Below are 20023 nucleotides of genomic sequence, written 5' to 3' on the forward strand. Positions count from 1 at the left end.
CGGAATTGGTAGACGCACTAGGTTCAGGTCCTAGCGCCCGCAAGGGTGTGGAAGTTCGAGTCTTCTCTTGGGCACCAAATTCGACGAAAACCCCATTGCTTCGGCAATGGGGTTTTCGTTTTTCAGCGCTCCGAAAAATGCACGCCCACCCGCAATCCACCCTCCATCGCCTGATCCAGCGACAAGCGCGCGCCATGCCGGCTCGCGATCTCTCTGACGATGGCCAGCCCCAATCCGCTGCCTTCGCGCCTCTCTCCCGCCAACCGATAAAATCGCAGCAACACCTTTTCCCGCTCCGCTTCCGGAATGCCTGGCCCGCTGTCCCTCACTTCCAGGCAGGCATGCGGCCCATCCCGCACCGCCACCGTCACTACCGCCCCGTCTCCTGCGTAACGCAAGGCGTTGTCCAGCAGATTGTTCAGCAACTCTCGCAACAGGGCGGGATTGCCGCGAACCGAAACGCTGTCCTCGCCCTCGTATCCCAAGTCCGCGCCGCGCTCATGAGCGGCGGCGGCCCACTCCAGCGCCACCTCGCGCGCCAGCGCCGCCGCGTCCACCCTTCCCAGCGCGATGGGCTGGCCGTTGTCCGGCTCCAGCCGCGACATCTGCAGCAACTGCGCGACCATGTGCCCCGCCTGGCGCAGGCCGGCCAGCAATCGACGAAGTTGCCACCGCTGTTCGACAGGCTCCTCCTCGCGCAAAGCCAGTTCCGCCTGGGTCTGCATCACGGCCAGCGGCGTCTTCAGCTGATGGGCGGCATCGTCGATGAAGCGGCGGCGGGCGGCGAACAAACGCTGCAGCCGCTCGCCATGCAGATTGAGCGCGTCCACCAGCGGCGCCAGTTCGCTGGGCAACCCCGCCTTGGGCAGAGGCTCCAGATCGTCTTCATTTCTCGACGCCACCTCGGCCGATAAACGCCGCAAGGGCCGCAGACCCCGGCTTACCGCCAGCGAGACGATCAGCAGCAGCGTCAACACCAGCAGGATTTCCTGCAGCAAAGAGCCCAGCAACAGACTGCGCGCCAGCTCCTGCCGCGATTCCGGCGTTTCCGCCACCTGCACCCAGACATCCTGGTCCCGCAGCGTGAGCATGTCCCGCACCGTTTGCCGCAGGCTGACCAGGCGCACCTCCTCGCCCAGATAGTCGGCGTCGGAAAACTGCAGTGCCGGCGCGCCCGCGCCTTTTTTCGCCGGCGCCGGCAAATCCTCGTAACCGGTCAGCACCCTGCCCTTTTCATCGCTGACCCGGTAAAACACCTTGCCGGCGGCATTGCTCTCGAACATCTGCAAGGCGAAATACGGGATGTCCACCCGGATTTCTCCACTATGGCTGCTGATGCCGTTGGCGATGGCTCGCGCCGAAGTGTGCAGCATGCGGTCGAACGCCGCGTTGGCGCCGGCCAGGCTGCGTTGATAGGTCAGATAGGCATCCAGAGACAGCAATAGCAGCAAGGGCAGCAACAGCCCCCACAACAAGCGCAGCCGCAGGCTGTCCGGACGCCGCCAAGCCTGGCCGCTAGCCATCGCCGCCATCCGTCCGCGCCAGCAGATAGCCCAGCCCCCTCAAGGTGACGATGCCGACGTCGCCGTGCGCCAGCTTCTTGCGCAGCCGGTGCACGTAGATTTCCATGGCTTCGGCGCTGCCGGATTCGTCCAGGCCGAAAATGCGCTCGGACAGCGCGTCCTTGCTGATGGCCTTGCCGCCCTGCAGCATCAGCAGCTCCAGCACCGCGTGCTCGCGCGGAGTCAGCTTCAAGGCCTGGCCCGCCAGCGTGAACACGCGGCTGCCGCCGTCATAGCTCAAGCCGCCCACCATCAGCAGATTGTGGTCATGGCCATGGCTGCGGCGTATCAGCGCCCTCACCCTGGCCTCCAGCTCCACCAGATCGAACGGTTTGGACAGGTAGTCGTCCGCGCCCATGTCCAGCCCCCGCACCCGGTCCTCCACCGATCCGTGCGCGGTCAGGATCAGCACCGGCACCGACTTGCGGCGGGCCCGCAAACGCCGGAGCACTTCCCAGCCATCCAGCCTGGGCAGGGCCAGGTCCAGGATCACCAGCGCGTAGTCCTGGGTATGCAGCACATGGTCGGCGTCCTGGCCGTCATGCATCGCGTCGACGGCGAAACCCGCCTGCGTCAGGGCTTTGAGCAGGGATTCGGCCAGGGCCAGATTGTCTTCCACTAGGAGAATGCGCATGACTTGCCAAGCTGAAAGCGGATTGAAAGGTTTACTCTAATACCATGCTTGCCAGACCGCAGCCAATAGAGCGGCGGAAACAAGACGAGCCCGGACAGGGCTCCTACAGGAGAAGGCATCATGCAAGGCAAGCTGAAACTATCACTCGGCGTCGCGGCGTTAAGCGGCTCCGCCTGGGCGGCGCCGGCGCACTATCCGTCCAGCTATCAAAATCTGGAAGCCACCGCAGCCAAGGAAGGCAAGCTGATCATCTATTCCGCCACCGACAGCGCCGTCGCCCGGCCGCTGCTCAAGGACTTTCAGTCGCTGTATCCAGCGGTGAAGGTGGAATACCACGACATGAACACCACCGAGATCTACAACCGCTTCATCAGCGAAAACGCGGCCAACAGCGCCAGCGCCGATCTGGTGTGGAGCTCGGCGATGGACCTGCAGGTGAAGCTGGTCAACGACGGCTACGCTGCCAGCTACGCCTCGCCCGAGACGCCCAATCTGCCCAAGTGGGCGCACTACCAGCAGCAGGCCTACGCCACCACTTACGAGCCGGTGGCCATCGTCTACAACAAGCGCCTGCTCAAGCCTGAAGAAATTCCGCAGACCCGCGCCGACCTGATCCGCATCCTGAAGGCCAATCCCTCGCGCTTCAAAGGCAAGGTCACCACCTACGACATCGAGCGCTCCGGCGTCGGCTTCAACTTTCTGACCCAGGACTACCGCTACAGCCAACAAGACGTATGGAACCTGGTGCGCGCGCTGGGCCAATCCGGCGTCAAGCTGCAGACATCCACCGGCGCGATGATGGAACGCATCTCTTCCGGCGAGAATCTGATCGGCTACAACATCCTCGGCTCCTACGCTTTCGCCAAGGCCAAGAAGGACCCATCCATCGGCTACGTCTATCCCAAGGACTACACCCAGGTCGCCAGCCGGCTGGCCATCGTCTCCAAGAAAGCCAGAAACCCCAGCGCCGCCCGGCTATGGCTGGACTACCTGCTGTCCAAACGCGGCCAGGACATTCTCGCCAACCAGGCCGACCTGTTCTCGCTGCGGTCCGATGTCAGCGGCGCGGCCTCCCTGTCCGCGTTGAACCAGCAATTGGGCAGCAGCATCAAGCCCATCCAGATCGGCCCCGGCCTGCTAGTTTACCTGGACCAGGCCAAGCGGCTGGACTTCATGCGCAACTGGCAGCAGTCGCTGAAGAACTGAGCCGCCGCCCGGCCGCCTAGGCCGGGCCGCCGCACTCCGTCCCGCGCGCCGCATCGTCTGCGCGCCGGACGCCCACATTCCGGAGTCCACGCAATGCATACCTCCTCCACCGCCGCGGCATCGCCGCCGGCGCCGCCAACCGCACCCGGCCGCCGGCTGACGCGCCACCTGTGCTGGCGCAATCTGACCATCGCCTGCGTCGCACTGGCCGTGATGGCGCCGCTGTCGCTGGTGCTGTACCAGAGCCTGCTCAACCAGCCCTTTTTCATGGCGGACAAAAGCCTGGGCCTGGACGCCTACCGCTTCATCTTCGCCGACCCGGACTTCTGGTCCGCGCTGAAGAACTCGGTGGCCATCGCCGTCGGCATGGCGCTGATCGCCATTCCCCTGGGCGGCGTGCTCGCCTTCCTGATGGTCCGCACCGACCTGCCCTGCCGCCGCTGGCTGGAGCCGCTGCTGCTGACGCCGGTATTCGTCTCGCCCATGGTGCTGGCCTTCGGCTACGTGGTGGCCGCCGGCCCGGTGGGTTTCTATTCGCTATGGATCAAGCAACTGCTCGGCTGGGACGAGTTGCCGTGGAGCATCTATTCGCTGACCAGCATCGCCGTCATCGCCGGCCTCACCCATGTGCCGCACATCTATCTCTACGCATCCGCCGCCCTGCGCAATCTGGGGTCGGACGTGGAAGAAGCCGCGCGCGTGGCCGGAGCCAGCCCGTTCCGGGTGGCGCGCGACGTCAGTCTGCCGATGATCATGCCCTCGCTGCTGTTTTCCGGCGTACTGGTGCTGTTTCTCGGCTTTGAGATCTTCGGCCTGCCGCTGGTGCTGGGCGACCCGGAAGGCCATCTGGTGCTGGCCACCTATCTCTACAAGCTCACCAACAAGCTGGGCATTCCGTCCTATCACCTGATGGCCGCGGTGGCGGTATGCCTGATCGCCATCACCTTCCCGCTGGTGCTGCTGCAACGGCGCCTGCTGCGCAGCGCCAACCGTTTCGTCACAGTGAAGGGCAAGGCCGGCCGCCAGCACGCGCTGTCGCTGGGCGCCTGGCGCTACCTCGCCATCGCCATCGTGCTGCTGTGGCTGCTGCTGACCGTGGCGGTGCCCATTTCCGGCATCGCGCTGCGCTCGGTGGTCAGCCACTGGGGAGAAGGCGTGTCCCTGGCGGAGGCGCTGACGCTGGAGCACTTCTCGCTGCTGTTCGAGGAAGACAGCATCGTGCGCGCCATCGTCAACACCCTGGGCGTGGGCGTGATAGGCGGCGCGCTGGCGGTGGGCTTCTACACCCTGGTGGGCTTCGCCGGCCATCGCCGCCACGATTGGGGCAGCCGCCTGCTGGACTATCTGGTGCTGCTGCCGCGCGCGGTGCCCGGCATCCTGGCCGGCCTCGCCTTCCTATGGGTGTTCTTGTTCGTCCCCGGCCTGCAGGGCGCGAAGAACAGCATGTTCTCGATCTGGCTGGCCTACACCGTGGTCTGGCTGGCCTACGGCATGCGGCTGGTGCAAAGCGCGCTGCTGCAGGTGGGGCCGGAATTGGAAGAAGCCGCCCGCAGCGTCGGCGCCAGCCCGCGCCGCGCCAGCCTGGACGTCACGCTGCCGCTGATCCGTTTCGGCCTGATTTCCAGCTGGCTGCTGATCTTCATGATTTTCGAGCGCGAATACTCCACCGCCGTCTACCTGCTGTCCCCCGGCACCGAAGTCATCGGCTCGCTGCTGGTATCGCTATGGGCCACAGGCGCGGTGGACCAGGTGGCCGCGCTGTCCGTGATCAATATTCTGATGGTGGGCGCCGGCTTGGCCGTGGCGCTGCGCCTGGGAGTGAAACTGCATGACTAAGCTCGTCGTCGACAATCTGTTTCTCAGCTATGACGCCACGCCCATCCTCAAAGGCGTGTCCTTCACCCTCAATGCTGGAGAAGTCGTCTCGCTGCTGGGCGCCTCCGGCAGCGGCAAGACCACGCTGCTGCGGGCCATTGCCGGGCTGGAGCAGCCCTCCGCCGGCGCCATTCACCTCAACGAGCAAACCCTGTACGACGGCGATGCCGGCCACAACCTGCCGGTGGAGAACCGCTCGCTGGGCCTGGTGTTCCAGTCCTACGCGCTGTGGCCGCACCGCACGGTGGCGGAAAACGTCGGCTACGGCCTCAAGCTGCGCAAGACCGGGCAAAAAGAGATAGCCGACCGCGTGGGACAGGTGCTGGGTCAATTGGGCCTGGGCGCGCTGGGCCAGCGCTACCCCCATCAACTATCCGGCGGCCAGCAGCAACGGGTAGCCATCGCCCGCGCCCTGGTGTACAACCCGCCGGTCATCCTGCTGGACGAGCCGCTGTCCAATCTGGACGCCAAGCTGCGCGAGGAGGCCCGCGCCTGGCTGCGCGAACTGATCATAGAGCTGAAACTGTCCGCGCTGTGCGTCACCCATGACCAGGGCGAAGCGATGGCGATGTCCGACCGCATCCTGCTGCTCAAACACGGCCGCATCGAACAGGCCGGCACGCCGACCGAGCTCTACTCCCAGCCCGCCAGCCTGTACAGCGCGCAATTCATGGGCGCCAACAACACCTTGAGCGCCACCGTGGCCGCCAGCGAAGGCGATAGCGTCATCCTGAACGGCGACGGCTGGCAACTGAGGGCCACCGCCCGCCAGCCCTTGCCGGCGGGAAGCCAGGCGCAGGCGGTGATCCGGCTGGAGCGGCTGCGCGTGCGCGACGAGCCCGGCCACAACCGCCTGCCGGCCAGGCTGCTCACCTCGATGTATCTGGGCGACCGCTGGGAATACCTGCTGCAACAAGGGGAAAACCGGCTGCGCGCCTACGGCCAGGAAGCCAGGGCGGCTGGCGAATGCTGGCTGGAGTTCGGCGAGCGCGACACTTGGGCGTTCGGCCGGGAAGCATCCAATCCAAGCTAACCTCAGGCAAGCGGCCGTTCCGGGCGCACGCCCGGACGGCTGTCACTCATGCCCGCGCGACACCTGCCGTCCGGCATCCTGCTTCAACTTCCAAAACTGCAGGCTGGACAATACGGTCAGACCGCCCATGAACAGGAAAGCGTGGCCGAAATCGCCCGCGGTCAGCTGTTGATGGCCCTGCAGCCAGGCAGCGCCCTGCAACGCGAACGCGCCCACCGTCACGCCGAAGCCGGCAGCCAGTTGCTGCGCGACGCTGGACAGGCTGGTGGCGTGGCTAAGCCTCTCCTTGTCGACATCGGCGAAAGTGATCGCATTCAGGCTGGTGAACTGCAGCGAACGCAGGCAACCGCCCAGCACGAACACCAGCAACAGCAGCCAATGCGGCGTGTCAGCCTGAAACAGCGAGTACACGGCCACCGAACACCCCGCCAGAATGCTGTTCACCACCAGCACCTGCCGGAAGCCGAACCGCTGCAACACCTTGGAGACAACGGTCTTCATCCCTATCGCGCCCATCGCCGTGGAGCAGGTCAGCAGGCCGGACTCGAACGGCGAAAAACCGAAACCCAACTGCAGCATCAAGGGCAGCAGGAAGGGAATGGTGCCGATTCCGACCCGGAATATGAAGCCTCCGGCCACACCGGCATAAAAAGTGGGCAGCCTGAGCAACGACAGATCCAGCAGTGGATGCGACTGCCTGCGGTAATGCCACAGATAGGCCAGCAGCAGCGACGCGCCCAGCATGGATAGCCAGATCGAAGCGGTGGCTGACAACATGTGCTTGCCCTCGGTGGCCAGCCCCAGCATCAGTATCGACAGTCCGGTGCCGGTCAAAAGAAAACCCCACCAGTCCAGCCTGGGCACTTCGTCCTCTTTCAAGTTGGCGATGAAACGCCCCGCCAGCGCCAGCCCGAGCAGGCCGATAGGAATATTGATCAGAAAAATCCATCGCCAATGGAAATAAGTGCTGATGAAGCCGCCCAGCGGCGGCCCGATCACCGGTCCCAGCAGCGCAGGCACGGTCAGGTAGCTGAGCGCCCGCACCAGATCCGCCTTGTCTATGGTGCGCAAGATGACCAGCCGCCCCACCGGCACCATCATCGCCCCGCCTATGCCCTGCAGGAAGCGCGCCAGCACAAAACCGTGCAAGCTGCCGGTCATCGCGCACAGCAGCGAGCCCAGCATGAATACCAGAATGGCGGAACGGAAAATGCGGCGGGCGCCGAAACGGTCGGCCATCCAGCCGCTGATGGGAATGAACACCGCCAGGCTGACCAGATAGGACGTCAACGCCAGCTTCAGCGAGATCGGGTCCACCCCCAGATCCTGCGCGATCACTGGCAGCGAGGTTGAAATCACGGTGGCGTCCATGTTTTCCATGAACAGCGCCGTGGCGACGATGAGCGGCGTCAGCATGCCGGGAGCGATTTTCAACTGCATGACGAGAGAATATGAGCGAGAAGCGTTTCAGTTTATCACTCTGCGGCCGCCAGCGTGCCGAATGTCATGAACGCTAACAAAAAGCCGCCCGACAAAGCGGGCGGCCCGGCAGCTTTCAGAGTGAAGCGGCTTAGTTGAAGGTCAGCGCCGAGGCAAAGTCACCCATCGGCTTGCCGCCGTTCCTCACCAGCGCGACATCGCGCGCGGTCACGCCCGGCAACGGCTGCAGGCCGAAGCGGCGCGTCAGGAATCGCAGGATGGACGCGGTGTCGTACTGGGTGTGATCGACATAGCCCTTCTTGGCGAACGGCGAGATCAGAATGGCCGGAATGCGGGTGCCCGGCCCCCAGCGGTCGCCCTTGGGCACCGCCGCGTGGTCGTAGAAACCGCCGTTTTCGTCATAGGTGACGACCACCAGCATGTTCTTCCACTGCGGGCTTTGCTGCAGCTTGGCGATCACCGAGGCGATGTGGGCGTCGCCGTCCGCCACGCTGGCGTAGCCTGCATGCTGGTTCAGGTTGCCCTGCGGCTTGTAGAAAGCCACTTGCGGCAGCGCGCCCGCGGCTGCGGCGCTCAGGAAATCCTGATCGAAATCCTTCAGATGCTGGCCGCGATAGGCCGCCTGTTTGGACGAATCGAAACTGGCATAGTAGTTGAACGGCTGATGGTGAGCCTGGAAATTGGGCACGCCGCCGTTGTAGATCTTGCTGCGGTCTGACGTGGCCTGCGCCCAGCCGCCGGCATACCAGGCCCAGCTGATCTGCTTCGCGTCCAGGCGGTCGGCGATGGTCGCCTGAGTCTGCGCCGGCAAGGTATTGGCCTTGGCCGGATCGGCGTAAAGACCACTGGCGTCGCCGGAGGCCGGCGCGTTGCCGCTGGGCTGGAACGCCGGCTGCATGGTGTTGACCGCATAGTACATGCCGGCCGCGTCCTTGGGCGTCAAATTATTGTCGTTCAGATACTTGGCCGCGCCGGAGAGCACGGATGCCGGCGCATTGGCCGCCGGCGTCAGCCGCACGAAATTGCCCTTGCCGTCGGTGTCGATCGCAGAGATGCTGCCCTTGGCCGGCGAAGCATCGGCATTCGGATACTGCGGCGCGCAGGCGCAGACCAGATACTGGTGATTGAGGAAGGAGCCGCCGAAAGCGCCCATGAAGAAATTGTCCGCCAGCGTGTATTGCTGGGCCAGCTTCCACATCGCCATCTTGCTGCCGTCGTAATAGCCCATCGACAAGCCGCCGGCGTCGGAATAGGCGGCGAACTTGTCGTTTGCGCCGCCATTGATCTGCATCTGGTTATTGTAGAAGCGATGCACCAGATCGCGGGTGATCACCGATTGCGGCACCGCCACGCCGGTGCCGTTCAGGCCGTTCGGATCGTCGATCTGGAACGGCTTGTTGGCGAAGCCCATGGTCTGCGCCTGGCTCAGCGTCACGGCCTGGCCGGCGGCGGTCAGACCGCCCCAGGCCGGCGGCAGCGCCGGCAGGGTCGAGTTGTCGAAATCCTTCTGCGCGACGTAGCCGCCCCTGGATGACGGATTGACGCCGGGAATGCCGTTGGCTCCGGGGAACAGGCCGTACAGGTTGTCGAAGCCGCGGTTCTCGGCGTAAATCACCACCACGTTCTTGATGTCCGACAGCGCCATCCGCCGGTGCAGGCTGCTCTTGACGTCGCCGCCGGCGCCCGCCTCCTTCACCGCGCCAGCGATGGCGTCGATGTTCTGGTTGATCGCCGCCTTCAGCGCGGCTTTGACGTCGGGATCGCTTTCCTTGTTGTGGTCGCCCAGCAGCTTGTCCGCCGGCACCCCCACCCGCGCGGCCACCGCGCTGCGCGCGCTGGAGAGATCCATGCCTCCGTCCATCAGATCGGCCACCTCGGAAGACAGCGAGCTGACCACGCCGTTGGCGGCGGCCGGAGCGCGGAACACCAAGGGCTCAGTCACCGGCGCGGCGGTCTGGGTATCGGGGTCGTACCGAACGGCGTCGGTGCCCACTTCCACCACCACATCGCCCTGGCCGCTCAGGCGAAACGCGCCATTGTCGTCGGTATAGGTCGAGGGCTCGGCGGCGTCGCAGCGGCCGTTGCCGTTGCGGTCCAGGCAAACCTTGGCGTGGCGGAAGTAACTGCCGGTCACCACCCCGCTGGTGGAGGCAGAGCCGCCGCCGCTGCCGCAGGCGCTCAATACAGCGGCGCCGACCAGGGTCAGCGCCAGGCCACAGGCTAAACGTTGCATCACGGATTTCCTTACTGTTTAACGGAAAATGCGAAGTATCGCGACGGCATGTTACATTACATTTACATTCTGTCAGTATTTTCCGTATGAACAGATGCCGCATTTCCATTTTCATCTTTTTGTCATTAACCCCAAGTACAGTCCCGCCACCGCAATCGACACCGCCATCATGCAACGCCTTCTGCTCTCCATCGCCTTCGCCTGCGCCGGCCTCGTCCAGGCTGCCGCTCCGGCCAAACCCGCCTATCAGAGCGCCAGCTACGCGCCCGGCCCGCGCCCGGTCAGCGCAAAACAGCTGGAGGAGCTAGGCCGCCAACTGTTCTTTGACCGTTCGTTGTCCGCTTCAGGCCGGATGTCCTGCGCCACCTGCCACAGCCCGTCCCATGCCTACGGCCCGCCGAACGGATTGGCCGCTCAGCTGGGCGGCAAGGATGGCAAACAGCCCGGCACCCGCGCCGCGCCTTCCCTGCGCTATCTGCAAAGCGTGCCGCCGTTCAGCGAGCACTTCCACGACAACGACGGCAACGACAGCGAAGACGCCGGCCCCACCGGCGGCTATACCTGGGACGGCCGCGCCGACTCAGCCCATGCCCAGGCCTCGCTGCCGCTGCTGGCCGCCAACGAGATGGCCAACGGCACGCCGGCCGCGGTGGTCGACAAGCTGCGGCGCTCCGCCGCCGCCGCGCGCTTCCAGACGCTGTTCGGCAGCGACATCTTCAGCCATCCCGCCCAGGCCTTCGACAAGGCCGCGCTGGCGCTGGAAGTGTTCCAGCAGAATCCGCGCGAGTTTTATCCCTACGACAGCAAATACGACGCCTTCCTGCGCGGCCAGGCCAAGCTGAGCGCGAAAGAAGCGCGCGGGCTGAAGGCGTTCAACGATCCGGACAAGGGCAACTGCGCGTCCTGCCACATCAGCCAGCGCAGCGAGAGCGGCGCCTTCCCCGCCTTCACCGACTACGGCCACATCGCCGTCGGCGCGCCGCGCAATCCGGAGCTGGCCGCCAACCGCGACGGCCATTACTTCGACCTGGGCCTGTGCGGCCCGGCACGCACCGACTTCAAGAACCGCGGCGACTACTGCGGCCTGTTCCGCACGCCTTCGCTGCGCAACGTGGCCAGCCGCAAAACCTTTTTCCACAACGGCGCCTTCCATGACCTGCGCCAGGTGCTGCGCTTCTACGCCGAACGCGACACCCGTCCCGGCAAGTGGTATCCGAAGGGCAAAGACGGCAAGGTGGCCAAGTTCGACGACCTGCCGGCGCGCTACCAGGCCAACGTCAACATGGAAGCGCCGTTCGGCGGCAAGGCGGGCGGCAAAGCCATGTTCAGCGAGCGCGACATCGACGACATGCTGGCCTTCCTGAAAACGCTGAACGACGGCTACAAGCCGGCGGGCCGCGGCAAAAGCTGAGCCGCGGCGGCGGGGCTGCGGCTATGCTGAACGAGTCGATTCCATATCCGGGAGAGCTCGATGAAAGTGCAGCGCATCGTCGCCAATATCGCCACCGCCACGCCAGCCGCGGCGGAGCGCTTCTACCGCGACGTGCTGGGCCTGGAAATGGTGATGGACCACGGCTGGATCCGCATTTACGCATCCGACGCCGCCATGCAGCCGCAAATCAGCTTCGCCAGCGAAGGCGGCTCCGGCACCCCGGTGCCGGAACTGTCCATCGAAGTGGACGATCTGGAGCAGGCGCTGGCGCGCGCGCAGAGCGCCGGCATCGCCATCGAATACGGGCCGGCGGTGGAGCCCTGGGGCGTGCGCCGCTTCTTCGTCCGCGACCCGCTGGGCAAGCTGGTCAACATCCTCCAGCACTTGGACTGAGCCTTCCCCGCGACGGGCTCCGTACATCCACTTAATCCGACCAAACGCTCCCCCGCGGCATCCGCTCCCGGCATATGTTTCAAACACGGACGGCCTCAACGCCGCCGCGCAGATCATAAAAACAGCCGCATCCACGCACCCGCATCAGGAAAGGGACCGACGCGCCGCGTCCGGCCCTGGGAGCCCCCATGAGCAAACTCAGACCGGCCCAGCTCGGGCCCATCGTCGGCCACACCACCGCCAGCACCGCGCGCATCTGGATACGCGGCTCCGCCGGCGACGAGGGCGCCGACATCGACGGCGAGTGCCGCACCATAGGCGTGATCGCCGTCACCTGGGAAAACGGCCGCCGTCCGCGCCGGCGCCGCGTCCATTATTTCCGGCTGCGGCGGGAGTACGACCGCACCGGCACCTTCACCCTGGGCGAGGAGCTGGGTCTGAAGCCGGCGGACAGCGCCCCCGTCCCCTTGCTCCCGGACACCGATTACATCGTCCGCGTCGGCACCCTGCTGCTGGACGACCCCGCGCCGGAAGACGACAGCCTGTCCCACGGCGATCTGGCCAAGCGCCTGCCCGCCGCCGAAGTTTGGTTCGACGATCTGGAGGCGCTGCCGGCGGAAGAATCCGAAGCCCGCTTCCGCACCTTCCCGGCGTCGGACGCGCCCGCCGGCCGGCTGAGCTTCATCGTCGGCTCCTGCCGCTATCCGGGCCTGCTGTGGAAGACCAAGCAATCCGACGCCATCTTCGAGCCGCTGCTGCGGGAGGCCAAGGGGCAGGATGGGCGCGACGCCGCCCGGCTGCTGTTGATGGTGGGCGACCAGATCTACGCCGACATGCTCAACCGCCACGTGCCGCTGGGGCTGGCCGACACCTTCGAGGAGTTCCAGCAGCGCTACCACAGCGCCTTCGGCTCTCGCCACATGCGCCGGCTGCTGCGCCAGTTGCCGGCCTACATGATCCTGGACGATCACGAAATAGAGGACAACTGGAGCCAGGACCGCGTCCGCCGCGCCGAGAGCCGGCGCGTGTTCAACCTGGCCATCGCCGCCTACCGCAGCTACCAGTGGGTGCACGGCCCCAGCTGCTACGGCCAGCGGCTGTTCTACCAGTTCCAGTGCGGTCGCTACCCCTTCTTCGCGATGGATTCGCGCACCCAGCGCTATATGGACGACGTGCCGGACAATCTGGACGACAACCACCTGCTGGGCCGCCCCAGCCTGGCCGACGAGGAGCCCAGCCAGCTCGACCTGTTGCTAGCCTGGCTGGCCGACTGCCAGGACAAGCTGGGCGACACTCCCAAGTTCATCATCAGCCCCAGCGTGTTCGCGCCCAATCCGATGGATGCCCGCAGCGGACGCGCCGGCTGCGGCGCGGACCGGGCCCGCTGGTGCGAGGCCACCGACTCCTGGCCCGCCTTTCCCGCCACCCGCGCCGCGCTGCTGCGGCTCATCGTGGAGAAGCGGGTGCAGAACGTGGTCTTCCTGTCCGGCGACATCCATTGCAGCAATATCGCCGAGCTGAGCCTGAGCGGTTCCGCCGAGGCCGAGCGGCTGCGCGTGCTGTCGATCACCTCCTCGGCCTTCTACTGGCCCTTCCCCTTCGCCGACGGCGACCCGTCCGGCTTCGTCCACGACTCTCGGGCGCAGGGACAGGAAGACGGCTTCGACTTCTCCGCCGGCGGCAAGCCGCACCGGATGGACTACCGCGCCTGGAACTTCACCCAGGAAGACAATTTCTGCCGCGTGGACGTCGATCCCGCGGCGGCGAAACTGACCGTGACGGCTTTCGGCAACCAGGGACAAGTGCTGGAGAGCGGCGGCTGGTTCGGCCAAAGCGGCAAGCCGCTGCGCGCGGAACTGGCGTTGGCGCCGTGGGTCCAGACCTGAATCAGGCGCATCCAGGCAAACAAAAAGCCCACCGCAAGCGGTGGGCTTTTCTCTGGCATAAGCCTGAGGCTTACAGGCCGAACGGGTGGCGCAGCACGATGGTTTCTTCGCGGTCCGGACCGGTGGACACGATGTCGACCGGGGCGCCGCACACCTCTTCGATGCGCTTCAGGTAAGCCTGGGCGTTGGCCGGCAGGTCTTCCCAGCGCTTGACGCCGACGGTGGTGCCGGTCCAGCCCGGCAGGGTTTCGTACACCGGCACGCATTTGGTGACGGCGTCGGAACCGAACGGCAGGATGTCGACCAGCTTGCCATCCAGCATGTAGCCGGTGCACAGCTTGATCTCTTTCAGGCCGTCCATCACGTCCAGCTTCATCACGCACAGGCCGGACACGCCGTTGATCTGGATCGAGCGCTTCAGCGCGGCGGCATCGAACCAGCCGCAGCGGCGCGGACGGCCGGTAACGGAACCGAACTCGTTGCCGCGCTCGGCCAGGAAGGCGCCGATTTCGTTTTCCTGCTCGGTCGGGAACGGACCGGAGCCCACGCGGGTGGCGTAGCCCTTCACGATGCCCAGCACGTAGTTCAGCATCTGCGGCGGCACGCCAGCGCCCGGCGCGGCGGCGCCGGCCACGCAGTTGGACGAGGTCACGTACGGGTAGGTGCCGTGGTCGATGTCCAGCAGGGTGCCCTGGGCGCCTTCGAACAGGATGGGCGTGCCGGCCTGGTCCAGATCGTACAAGGTGCGGGACACGTCGGCCACCATCGGCTTGATGCGTTCGGCCATCCTCATGGTGTCGGCCAGGATCGCTTCGTAGCTCACCGGCTCGGCCTTGAACAGATTGGTCAGCAGGAAGTTGTAGTAGTCTACGTTTTCCTTCAGCTTGGTCTCGAAGCGGGCCGGATCGAACAGGTCGATCACCTTCAGCGCGCGGCGGGCAACCTTGTCTTCGTAGCAAGGTCCGATGCCGCGGCCGGTGGTGCCGATCTTGGCGTCGCCCTTGGCGGCTTCGCGAGCCTGGTCCAGCGCGATGTGGTACGGCAGGATCAGCGGGCAGCCTTCGGCGATCTTCAGGCGGGCCGAAGCGTTGACGCCGGCGGCTTCCAGCTCGTCGATCTCCTTCAGCAGCGCTTCGGGCGACAGCACCACGCCGTTGCCGATGAAGCACTCGACATCCGGACGCAGAATGCCGGACGGCACCAGGCGCACGACGGTTTTCTTGCCATTCACCCACAGGGTGTGGCCGGCGTTGTGGCCGCCTTGGAAGCGCACAACGGCACGCGCGTGGTCGGTCAGCCAGTCAACGATTTTGCCCTTGCCTTCGTCACCCCACTGGGTGCCAATCACGACAACGTTCTTGGACATTGGAAAAAACCTCTTCGTCAGTCAGATTCAAACAAAAATTCAATGAAACGGCGCCAGCTGCCAGCCATCGGCAGCGGGAACCAGCTCTCGGTCGCAATTCAATGCGGCCGCGGATTCTCCCAGGTAATCCACCACCACCATCTCGCCGTCGGCGCGCAGGCGCGCCACTTCGGCCGCTGCCGCCGGCAGATGGCGGGCGGAGACGCGGATGCCGCGGCTGGGATCGCGCTCCGGCAGGATGCGCAGCAGATCGCGCAGATCCAGGCTGAAGCCGGTGGCCGGACGGGCGCGGCCGAAACGGCGGCCGACATTGTCGTAGCGGCCGCCGCGGGCGATCGCGTCGGACCAGCCGGGCGCGTAGGCCGCGAACATCAGGCCGGTGTGGTAGAAGTCGCCGCGCAGCTCGGCCAGGTCGAAGCTCAGCTCCACCCTGCCCTCCATCGCGCGGGCGATGGCGGACAGCTGCATCAGGCCCAGCTCCACCTCCGGCAGCGACGGCAGCCGGGTGCGCGCCTTCTCCAGCACTGCCGCCGGGCCGTACAGCTCCGGCAGCGCCAGGAAGGCGCTCCTGTAAGGCTCGGCCACCCCGGCCACCAACGCGGCGATGCCAGCGGCGTCCTTGTTCTGCAGCAGGCCGAACAGCTCGCGGCTGACCTCGGGCGACAGGCCGGCCGCCGCGGCCAGGCCGCGGTAGATGGCGATATGGCCGACATCCAGCCGCAACTTCTTCACGCCGGTTTTCTCCAGCGTGGACAGCATCAGCTCGATGATTTCCAGATCGGCCTCGATGCCGGCGTAGCCGTACAACTCGGCGCCCACCTGCAGCGGCTCGCGCGAGCTGGTCAGGCCGGACGGACGGCTGTGCACCACGCTGCCGGCATAGCACAGGCGCGTCACGCCGGTGCGCTCGCCCAGCAGGTGGGCGTCGATGCGCGCCACCTGCGGCGTGATGTCTGCGCGCAGGCCGAGCTGGCGTCCGGACAGCTGGTCGTCCAGCTTGAAGGTTTTCAGGTCCAGCGTGTCGTCGCCTTCGCTCACCAGGGAGTCGATGTATTCGATCAGCGGCGGCAGCACCAGCTCGTAGCCGGCCACGCGAAAGCCTTCCAGCATCGCGGCCTTGGCCGACTCCACCTGGCGCGCGGTGGCCGGGAGGATGTCAGCGATGTATTCGGGTAACAGCCAATTACGCATTTCGTTTCAACAGAATAAAAGGCGGGAGGAGCCCCGCCTTGTCATCAGCAAACTGGCCAGGTCGCCCCGGCCAGTCTTCTCAAAAAATCAATTGTCGCCTACTTGCTCTTGCCCTGCCCCGCCTGCGGATTCTTCAGATACTTGAAGAAGTCGCTGCTCGGATCGAGCACCATCACGTCGCTCTTGTTCTTGAACGACTCCTTGTACGCGTCCATGCTGCGCCAGAAGGCGTAGAACTCCGGATTCTTGCCATAAGCCTCGGCGTAAATCGCCGCAGCCTTGGCGTCGCCCGCGCCCTTCAGCTCCTGCGCCTTGCGATAGGCTTCGGCCAGGATCACGTCGCGCTGCTTGTCGGCCTCGGCCCGCACGCGCTCGGCGTCGGCAGCGCCTTCGCTGCGCAGCTGGCTGGCCACGGTGCGGCGCTCGGACTGCATCCGGTCGTAGACGGAACTGCTTATTTTATCCGGAAAATCGACTCGTTTTAAGCGCACGTCGAGAATTTCCACACCTATTTTACGCGCATCCGCGTCCGCGCGCTTGCGAACCGTCTCCATCACCTGGTCGCGCTGGCCGGAAATGACATCGGCGACGGTCTTCTGGCCGAACTCGGCGCGCAGGCCGTCGTTGATGGTTTGCTTCAATCGGGCCACCGCGGCGGCCTCGGAGCCGACGCTCTTGTAGAACTGCGACACATCCACAACACGCCATTTCACGAAGCTGTCGACCAGCACGTTTTTCTTCTCGCGGGTGTTGAACAGCTCCGGCGCCTCGGCGTCTATGGTCTGCACGCGGCGGTCGAAATAGCGGACGTTCTGCAGCAGCGGGATCTTGAACTGGATGCCCGGCTCGGAGATCACCTTCACGACTTCGCCGAACTGGAAAACCAGCGCGTACTGGCGCTGATCGACGGTAAACAGCGACAGGCTGGCGACGAACAGCACGCCGACCACCGCCGCCAGGGTGGGAATCAGTCTTTCAGTCATCGCTCCGCTCCAAAGAAATCACGACCGCGCGACGCGTCGCGCCCGTTCTTCGCCGCGGGCGGCGAAGCTGGCTGGGCCGGGGCCTCGGGGGCCGGGGTTGCGGAGGGTTGAGCCGGAGCGGCGGCGCCTGGCGACGCCATCTGCGTGAGCTTGTCCAGCGGCAGGTAGAGCAGGCTGTTGCCCCCCTTCTGATCCACCAGCACCTTGCTGCTGTTGTTCATGATCTGCTGCATCATGTCCAGGTACAGCCGGTCGCGCATGACCTTGGGCGCCTTGTTGTATTCAGGCAACACTTGTTTGAAACGCTCGGCATCGCCCTGGGCGCGCTCGACCACCTGCTGCTGGTAGCCTTCGGCTTCCTGCACCAGGCGCGAGGCCATGCCCTTGGCCTTGGGCACCACTTCGTTGGCGTAGGCCATGCCCTCGTTGCGCAGCTTGTCCTTGTCCTGGCCGGCCTTCACCGCGTCGTCGAACGCCGCCAGCACGGCCTGCGGCGGCTGCACGTCGTTGATGTTGACCTTGGCTACGCGGATGCCGGCGCGGTAGCGGTCCAGCACGTCCTGGATCAGCTTGCGGGCGTCGGCGGCGATCTGGGCGCGGCCTTCGTTCAGCACGAAGTCCACCTTGTTGCGGCCCACCACCTCGCGGATCGCGGTTTCCGCCGCCTGTTTGACCAAGTCCTTGCCATCGCGCTCGCGCGCGGCGTTGTTGAACAGGAAGGCGCGCGCGTCCTTGATGTCGTACTGCACCGACAGCTGCACATCGATGATGTTCTGATCCGAGGTCAGCATCAACGACTCTTCCGGCACGCGGTTCTGCGCGCTGCCGCGGTAGCCCACTTCGATGCTGCGCAGCTCGGTCAGGTTGACGATCTCGGCCTTCTCGAACGGATACGGCGCATGCCATTGCAGGCCGGGTTCAGTCAGGCGGTTGTAGCTGCCGAGGCGCAATACCACGCCCTCTTCCCGAGCGTCGACGATGTAGAAGCCGCTGGCCAGCCACAGCGCGGCCAATACGCCGACCACGACAGCGGCACCGCCCTTGTACGACGGCGGCGTGAACGACGCACCGGGACGGCCGCCCTGATTGCCGCCCTGGCCGCCTTTATCGGGCTTGCCGCCCAACAGGCGGGAGAGTTTTCGGTTCAGATCACGGAACACTTCATCGAGGTCCGGTGGCCCATTCTGGCCGTTTCGGCCACGGTTCGGGTCATTCTGCGACATGCTCGTATGGTTCTTTATGGTTGTTTGCGAAAGGTTGCACCCGTTCGGCAATCGCCTCGCGCAAGAGTTCCAGGCCTTCGCCCTTCAACGCCGACACCCGCACCGAGACGATGACGCCGTCTTCGTCGCGCTCGATCTCCGGCGGCAGCTCACGCAGATCGCTCTTGTTCCACACGATCAGCTGCGGGATGCCGTCGGCCTCGATTTCGGCCAGCACCTTGTTGACTTCGTCTATCTGCGCGTCGCGCGTATCGTTGGCGCAATCCACCACGTGCAGCAACAGATTGGCCTGCACCGTTTCCTCCAGCGTCGCGCGGAACGCCGCCACCAGCGTATGCGGCAGATCGCGGATGAAACCGACGGTGTCCGACACCACCACCGAGGCCTGCTGGTGGAGGAAAAGCTTGCGGCTGGTGGTGTCCAGCGTGGCGAACAATTGGTCGGCGGCGTAGATGTTGGCCTTGGTCAGCGCATTGAACAGCGTGGATTTGCCGGCGTTGGTGTAGCCGACGATGGACACCGAGGCGACGCCCGCGCGGTTGCGGCTCTTGCGCTGGGTGTTGCGCTGTTTCTGCACCTGGGCCAGCCTGTCCTTCAAAGCCTTGACGCGGATGCCCAACAGCCGGCGGTCGGTTTCCAGTTGGGTCTCGCCGGGGCCGCGCAAGCCGACCCCGCCCTTCTGCCGCTCCAAGTGGGTCCAGCCGCGCACCAGGCGGGTGGACAGATGCGACAGCTGGGCCAGCTCCACCTGCAGCTTGCCCTCATGGCTGCGCGCGCGTTGGGCGAAGATGTCCAGGATCAGGCTGTTGCGATCGATCACGCGGCATTGCAGCGCGCGCTCCAGGTTGCGCTCCTGGCCCGGCGACAGCGCATGGTTGAAGATCACCACGTTGGCGCCGGTGGCGCGCACCGTGGAGGCGATCTCCTCCACCTTGCCCTTGCCGGCGAACAGCGCGGCGTCGGGACGCTGGCGCTTGCCCTGCACCATGCCGAGGATTTCCACCTTGCTGCCGCGCACCAGCTCCGCGCACTCCGCGACGCTTTCCTGGTAGTCGGTGCCACCAAAATCCAGGCTGACCAGGATGGCCTGGTCGCCTAAGTCGGGACGATCAAACACTGTTTGCTAACCATATTGAGTACGGCGATAAATGACAAAGGCCGAATGGCCGCATCCTGGGATGCGGCCAATCGGCCCGATCGGCGAAGCGAAGACGGCTTAAGCGTCCTGCGCCTGTTCCTGCTTTTGCGCCGGGTGCTCGTGCGGGATGTTGACCGGGCGGGCCGGAACCACGGTGGAAATGGCGTGCTTGTAAACCATCTGCGTCACCGTGTTTTTCAACAGAACGACGTATTGGTCGAAAGATTCAACCTGACCTTGCAGCTTGATGCCGTTAACCAGATAAATGGAAACCGGCACGTGTTCCTTGCGCAGGATATTCAGGAAGGGGTCTTGTAACATTTGCCCTTTAGAGCTCATTCGTTTTTCTCCGAATCGTTGATTGTTGTATTAACTGTCCAGCAAACAGCGCGGCGGCCTGCTTATTTTTAGCAGAAAACATTCCGCCG

16 protein-coding genes are annotated in these 20023 nt (G+C 65.1%); 6 read left to right on the forward strand and 10 right to left on the reverse strand.

The window, feature by feature from the left end; genetic code table 11:
• Positions 1 to 122 precede the first annotated feature (122 nt).
• Positions 123 to 1523 carry a sensor histidine kinase gene (locus tag VA599_RS02495; protein WP_346787565.1) on the reverse strand — a complete coding sequence of 467 codons (1401 nt, stop codon included), beginning with the start codon at positions 1521 to 1523 and terminating at the stop codon, positions 123 to 125.
• Positions 1516 to 2196, reverse strand: coding sequence for a response regulator (locus VA599_RS02500; RefSeq protein WP_021479049.1), 681 nt, complete (start codon positions 2194 to 2196; stop codon positions 1516 to 1518). Before VA599_RS02500 ends, VA599_RS02495 begins: the two co-directional genes overlap by 8 nt.
• Positions 2197 to 2316: 120 nt before the next feature.
• Between VA599_RS02500 and VA599_RS02505 the strand changes: the two genes are divergently transcribed.
• From VA599_RS02505 to VA599_RS02515, 3 genes are all read left to right on the forward strand, one after another.
• Complete coding sequence (locus VA599_RS02505) at positions 2317 to 3402, forward strand: ABC transporter substrate-binding protein (protein WP_346787567.1); 1086 nt, start codon at positions 2317 to 2319, stop codon at positions 3400 to 3402.
• A gap of 93 nt (positions 3403 to 3495) precedes the next feature.
• Complete coding sequence (locus VA599_RS02510; protein ID WP_346787568.1) at positions 3496 to 5238, forward strand: ABC transporter permease; 1743 nt, start codon at positions 3496 to 3498, stop codon at positions 5236 to 5238.
• A complete protein-coding gene (locus VA599_RS02515) occupies positions 5231 to 6310 on the forward strand; it encodes an ABC transporter ATP-binding protein (RefSeq protein WP_346787569.1) in 1080 nt (359 codons plus the stop codon). Before VA599_RS02510 ends, VA599_RS02515 begins: the two co-directional genes overlap by 8 nt.
• Before the next feature lie 42 nt (positions 6311 to 6352).
• On the opposite strand, the gene VA599_RS02520 is transcribed toward VA599_RS02515, so the two are convergent.
• Positions 6353 to 7750 carry a DHA2 family efflux MFS transporter permease subunit gene (locus tag VA599_RS02520; RefSeq protein ID WP_346787570.1) on the reverse strand — a complete coding sequence of 466 codons (1398 nt, stop codon included), beginning with the start codon at positions 7748 to 7750 and terminating at the stop codon, positions 6353 to 6355.
• A 130-nt stretch (positions 7751 to 7880) separates the two neighbouring features.
• Positions 7881 to 9983: an acid phosphatase gene (locus tag VA599_RS02525; RefSeq protein ID WP_346787571.1), complete on the reverse strand. Its 2103-nt coding sequence runs from the start codon at positions 9981 to 9983 to the stop codon at positions 7881 to 7883.
• 169 nt (positions 9984 to 10152) lie between these two features.
• On the opposite strand from VA599_RS02525, the gene VA599_RS02530 reads away from it, so the two are divergent.
• The 3 genes from VA599_RS02530 to VA599_RS02540 all read left to right on the forward strand — a co-directional run bounded on the left by VA599_RS02530 (position 10153) and on the right by VA599_RS02540 (position 13694).
• A complete protein-coding gene (locus VA599_RS02530) occupies positions 10153 to 11394 on the forward strand; it encodes a cytochrome-c peroxidase (RefSeq protein ID WP_346787572.1) in 1242 nt (413 codons plus the stop codon).
• A gap of 60 nt (positions 11395 to 11454) precedes the next feature.
• Positions 11455 to 11808 (forward strand): VOC family protein, encoded by a 354-nt coding sequence (locus VA599_RS02535; RefSeq protein WP_104947876.1) that lies wholly within the window; start codon positions 11455 to 11457, stop codon positions 11806 to 11808.
• 188 nt (positions 11809 to 11996) lie between these two features.
• On the forward strand, positions 11997 to 13694 hold the full coding sequence (locus VA599_RS02540; protein WP_346787573.1) for an alkaline phosphatase D family protein: 1698 nt from the start codon (positions 11997 to 11999) through the stop codon (positions 13692 to 13694).
• Between the two features lie 70 nt (positions 13695 to 13764).
• On the opposite strand, the gene VA599_RS02545 is transcribed toward VA599_RS02540, so the two are convergent.
• The 6 genes from VA599_RS02545 to hfq all read right to left on the reverse strand — a co-directional run bounded on the left by VA599_RS02545 (position 13765) and on the right by hfq (position 19934).
• Positions 13765 to 15060, reverse strand: a complete 1296-nt coding sequence (locus VA599_RS02545) for an adenylosuccinate synthase (protein ID WP_346787574.1) — start codon at positions 15058 to 15060, stop codon at positions 13765 to 13767.
• A gap of 39 nt (positions 15061 to 15099) precedes the next feature.
• Positions 15100 to 16251 carry an ATP phosphoribosyltransferase regulatory subunit gene (locus tag VA599_RS02550; RefSeq protein ID WP_104947879.1) on the reverse strand — a complete coding sequence of 384 codons (1152 nt, stop codon included), beginning with the start codon at positions 16249 to 16251 and terminating at the stop codon, positions 15100 to 15102.
• A gap of 98 nt (positions 16252 to 16349) precedes the next feature.
• Positions 16350 to 17234 (reverse strand): protease modulator HflC, encoded by an 885-nt coding sequence (gene hflC, locus VA599_RS02555; RefSeq protein WP_021479038.1) that lies wholly within the window; start codon positions 17232 to 17234, stop codon positions 16350 to 16352.
• Complete coding sequence (hflK, locus tag VA599_RS02560) at positions 17231 to 18457, reverse strand: FtsH protease activity modulator HflK (protein WP_346787575.1); 1227 nt, start codon at positions 18455 to 18457, stop codon at positions 17231 to 17233. Before hflK ends, hflC begins: the two co-directional genes overlap by 4 nt.
• Complete coding sequence (gene hflX, locus VA599_RS02565; protein WP_104947881.1) at positions 18444 to 19574, reverse strand: ribosome rescue GTPase HflX; 1131 nt, start codon at positions 19572 to 19574, stop codon at positions 18444 to 18446. Before hflX ends, hflK begins: the two co-directional genes overlap by 14 nt.
• A gap of 99 nt (positions 19575 to 19673) precedes the next feature.
• Positions 19674 to 19934 (reverse strand): RNA chaperone Hfq, encoded by a 261-nt coding sequence (hfq, locus tag VA599_RS02570; RefSeq protein ID WP_011137080.1) that lies wholly within the window; start codon positions 19932 to 19934, stop codon positions 19674 to 19676.
• Between the last annotated feature and the right edge of the window lie 89 nt (positions 19935 to 20023).

Origin of the sequence: Chromobacterium indicum, assembly GCF_039708975.1 — a bacterium.
GTDB classification, from domain to species: Bacteria; Pseudomonadota; Gammaproteobacteria; order Burkholderiales; family Chromobacteriaceae; genus Chromobacterium; species Chromobacterium piscinae.

Bases quoted from the DNA above. Each gene is read 5' to 3' on its own strand.
- VA599_RS02495 (WP_346787565.1), bottom strand. From the start codon at position 1,523: ATGGCTAGCGGCCAGGCTTGGCGGCGTCCGGACAGCCTGCGGCTGCGC.
- VA599_RS02500 (WP_021479049.1), bottom strand. From the start codon at position 2,196: ATGCGCATTCTCCTAGTGGAAGACAATCTGGCCCTGGCCGAATCCCTG.
- VA599_RS02505 (WP_346787567.1), top strand. From the start codon at position 2,317: ATGCAAGGCAAGCTGAAACTATCACTCGGCGTCGCGGCGTTAAGCGGC.
- VA599_RS02510 (WP_346787568.1), top strand. From the start codon at position 3,496: ATGCATACCTCCTCCACCGCCGCGGCATCGCCGCCGGCGCCGCCAACC.
- VA599_RS02515 (WP_346787569.1), top strand. From the start codon at position 5,231: ATGACTAAGCTCGTCGTCGACAATCTGTTTCTCAGCTATGACGCCACG.
- VA599_RS02520 (WP_346787570.1), bottom strand. From the start codon at position 7,750: ATGCAGTTGAAAATCGCTCCCGGCATGCTGACGCCGCTCATCGTCGCC.
- VA599_RS02525 (WP_346787571.1), bottom strand. From the start codon at position 9,983: ATGCAACGTTTAGCCTGTGGCCTGGCGCTGACCCTGGTCGGCGCCGCT.
- VA599_RS02530 (WP_346787572.1), top strand. From the start codon at position 10,153: ATGCAACGCCTTCTGCTCTCCATCGCCTTCGCCTGCGCCGGCCTCGTC.
- VA599_RS02535 (WP_104947876.1), top strand. From the start codon at position 11,455: ATGAAAGTGCAGCGCATCGTCGCCAATATCGCCACCGCCACGCCAGCC.
- VA599_RS02540 (WP_346787573.1), top strand. From the start codon at position 11,997: ATGAGCAAACTCAGACCGGCCCAGCTCGGGCCCATCGTCGGCCACACC.
- VA599_RS02545 (WP_346787574.1), bottom strand. From the start codon at position 15,060: ATGTCCAAGAACGTTGTCGTGATTGGCACCCAGTGGGGTGACGAAGGC.
- VA599_RS02550 (WP_104947879.1), bottom strand. From the start codon at position 16,251: ATGCGTAATTGGCTGTTACCCGAATACATCGCTGACATCCTCCCGGCC.
- hflC (WP_021479038.1), bottom strand. From the start codon at position 17,234: ATGACTGAAAGACTGATTCCCACCCTGGCGGCGGTGGTCGGCGTGCTG.
- hflK (WP_346787575.1), bottom strand. From the start codon at position 18,457: ATGTCGCAGAATGACCCGAACCGTGGCCGAAACGGCCAGAATGGGCCA.
- hfq (WP_011137080.1), bottom strand. From the start codon at position 19,934: ATGAGCTCTAAAGGGCAAATGTTACAAGACCCCTTCCTGAATATCCTG.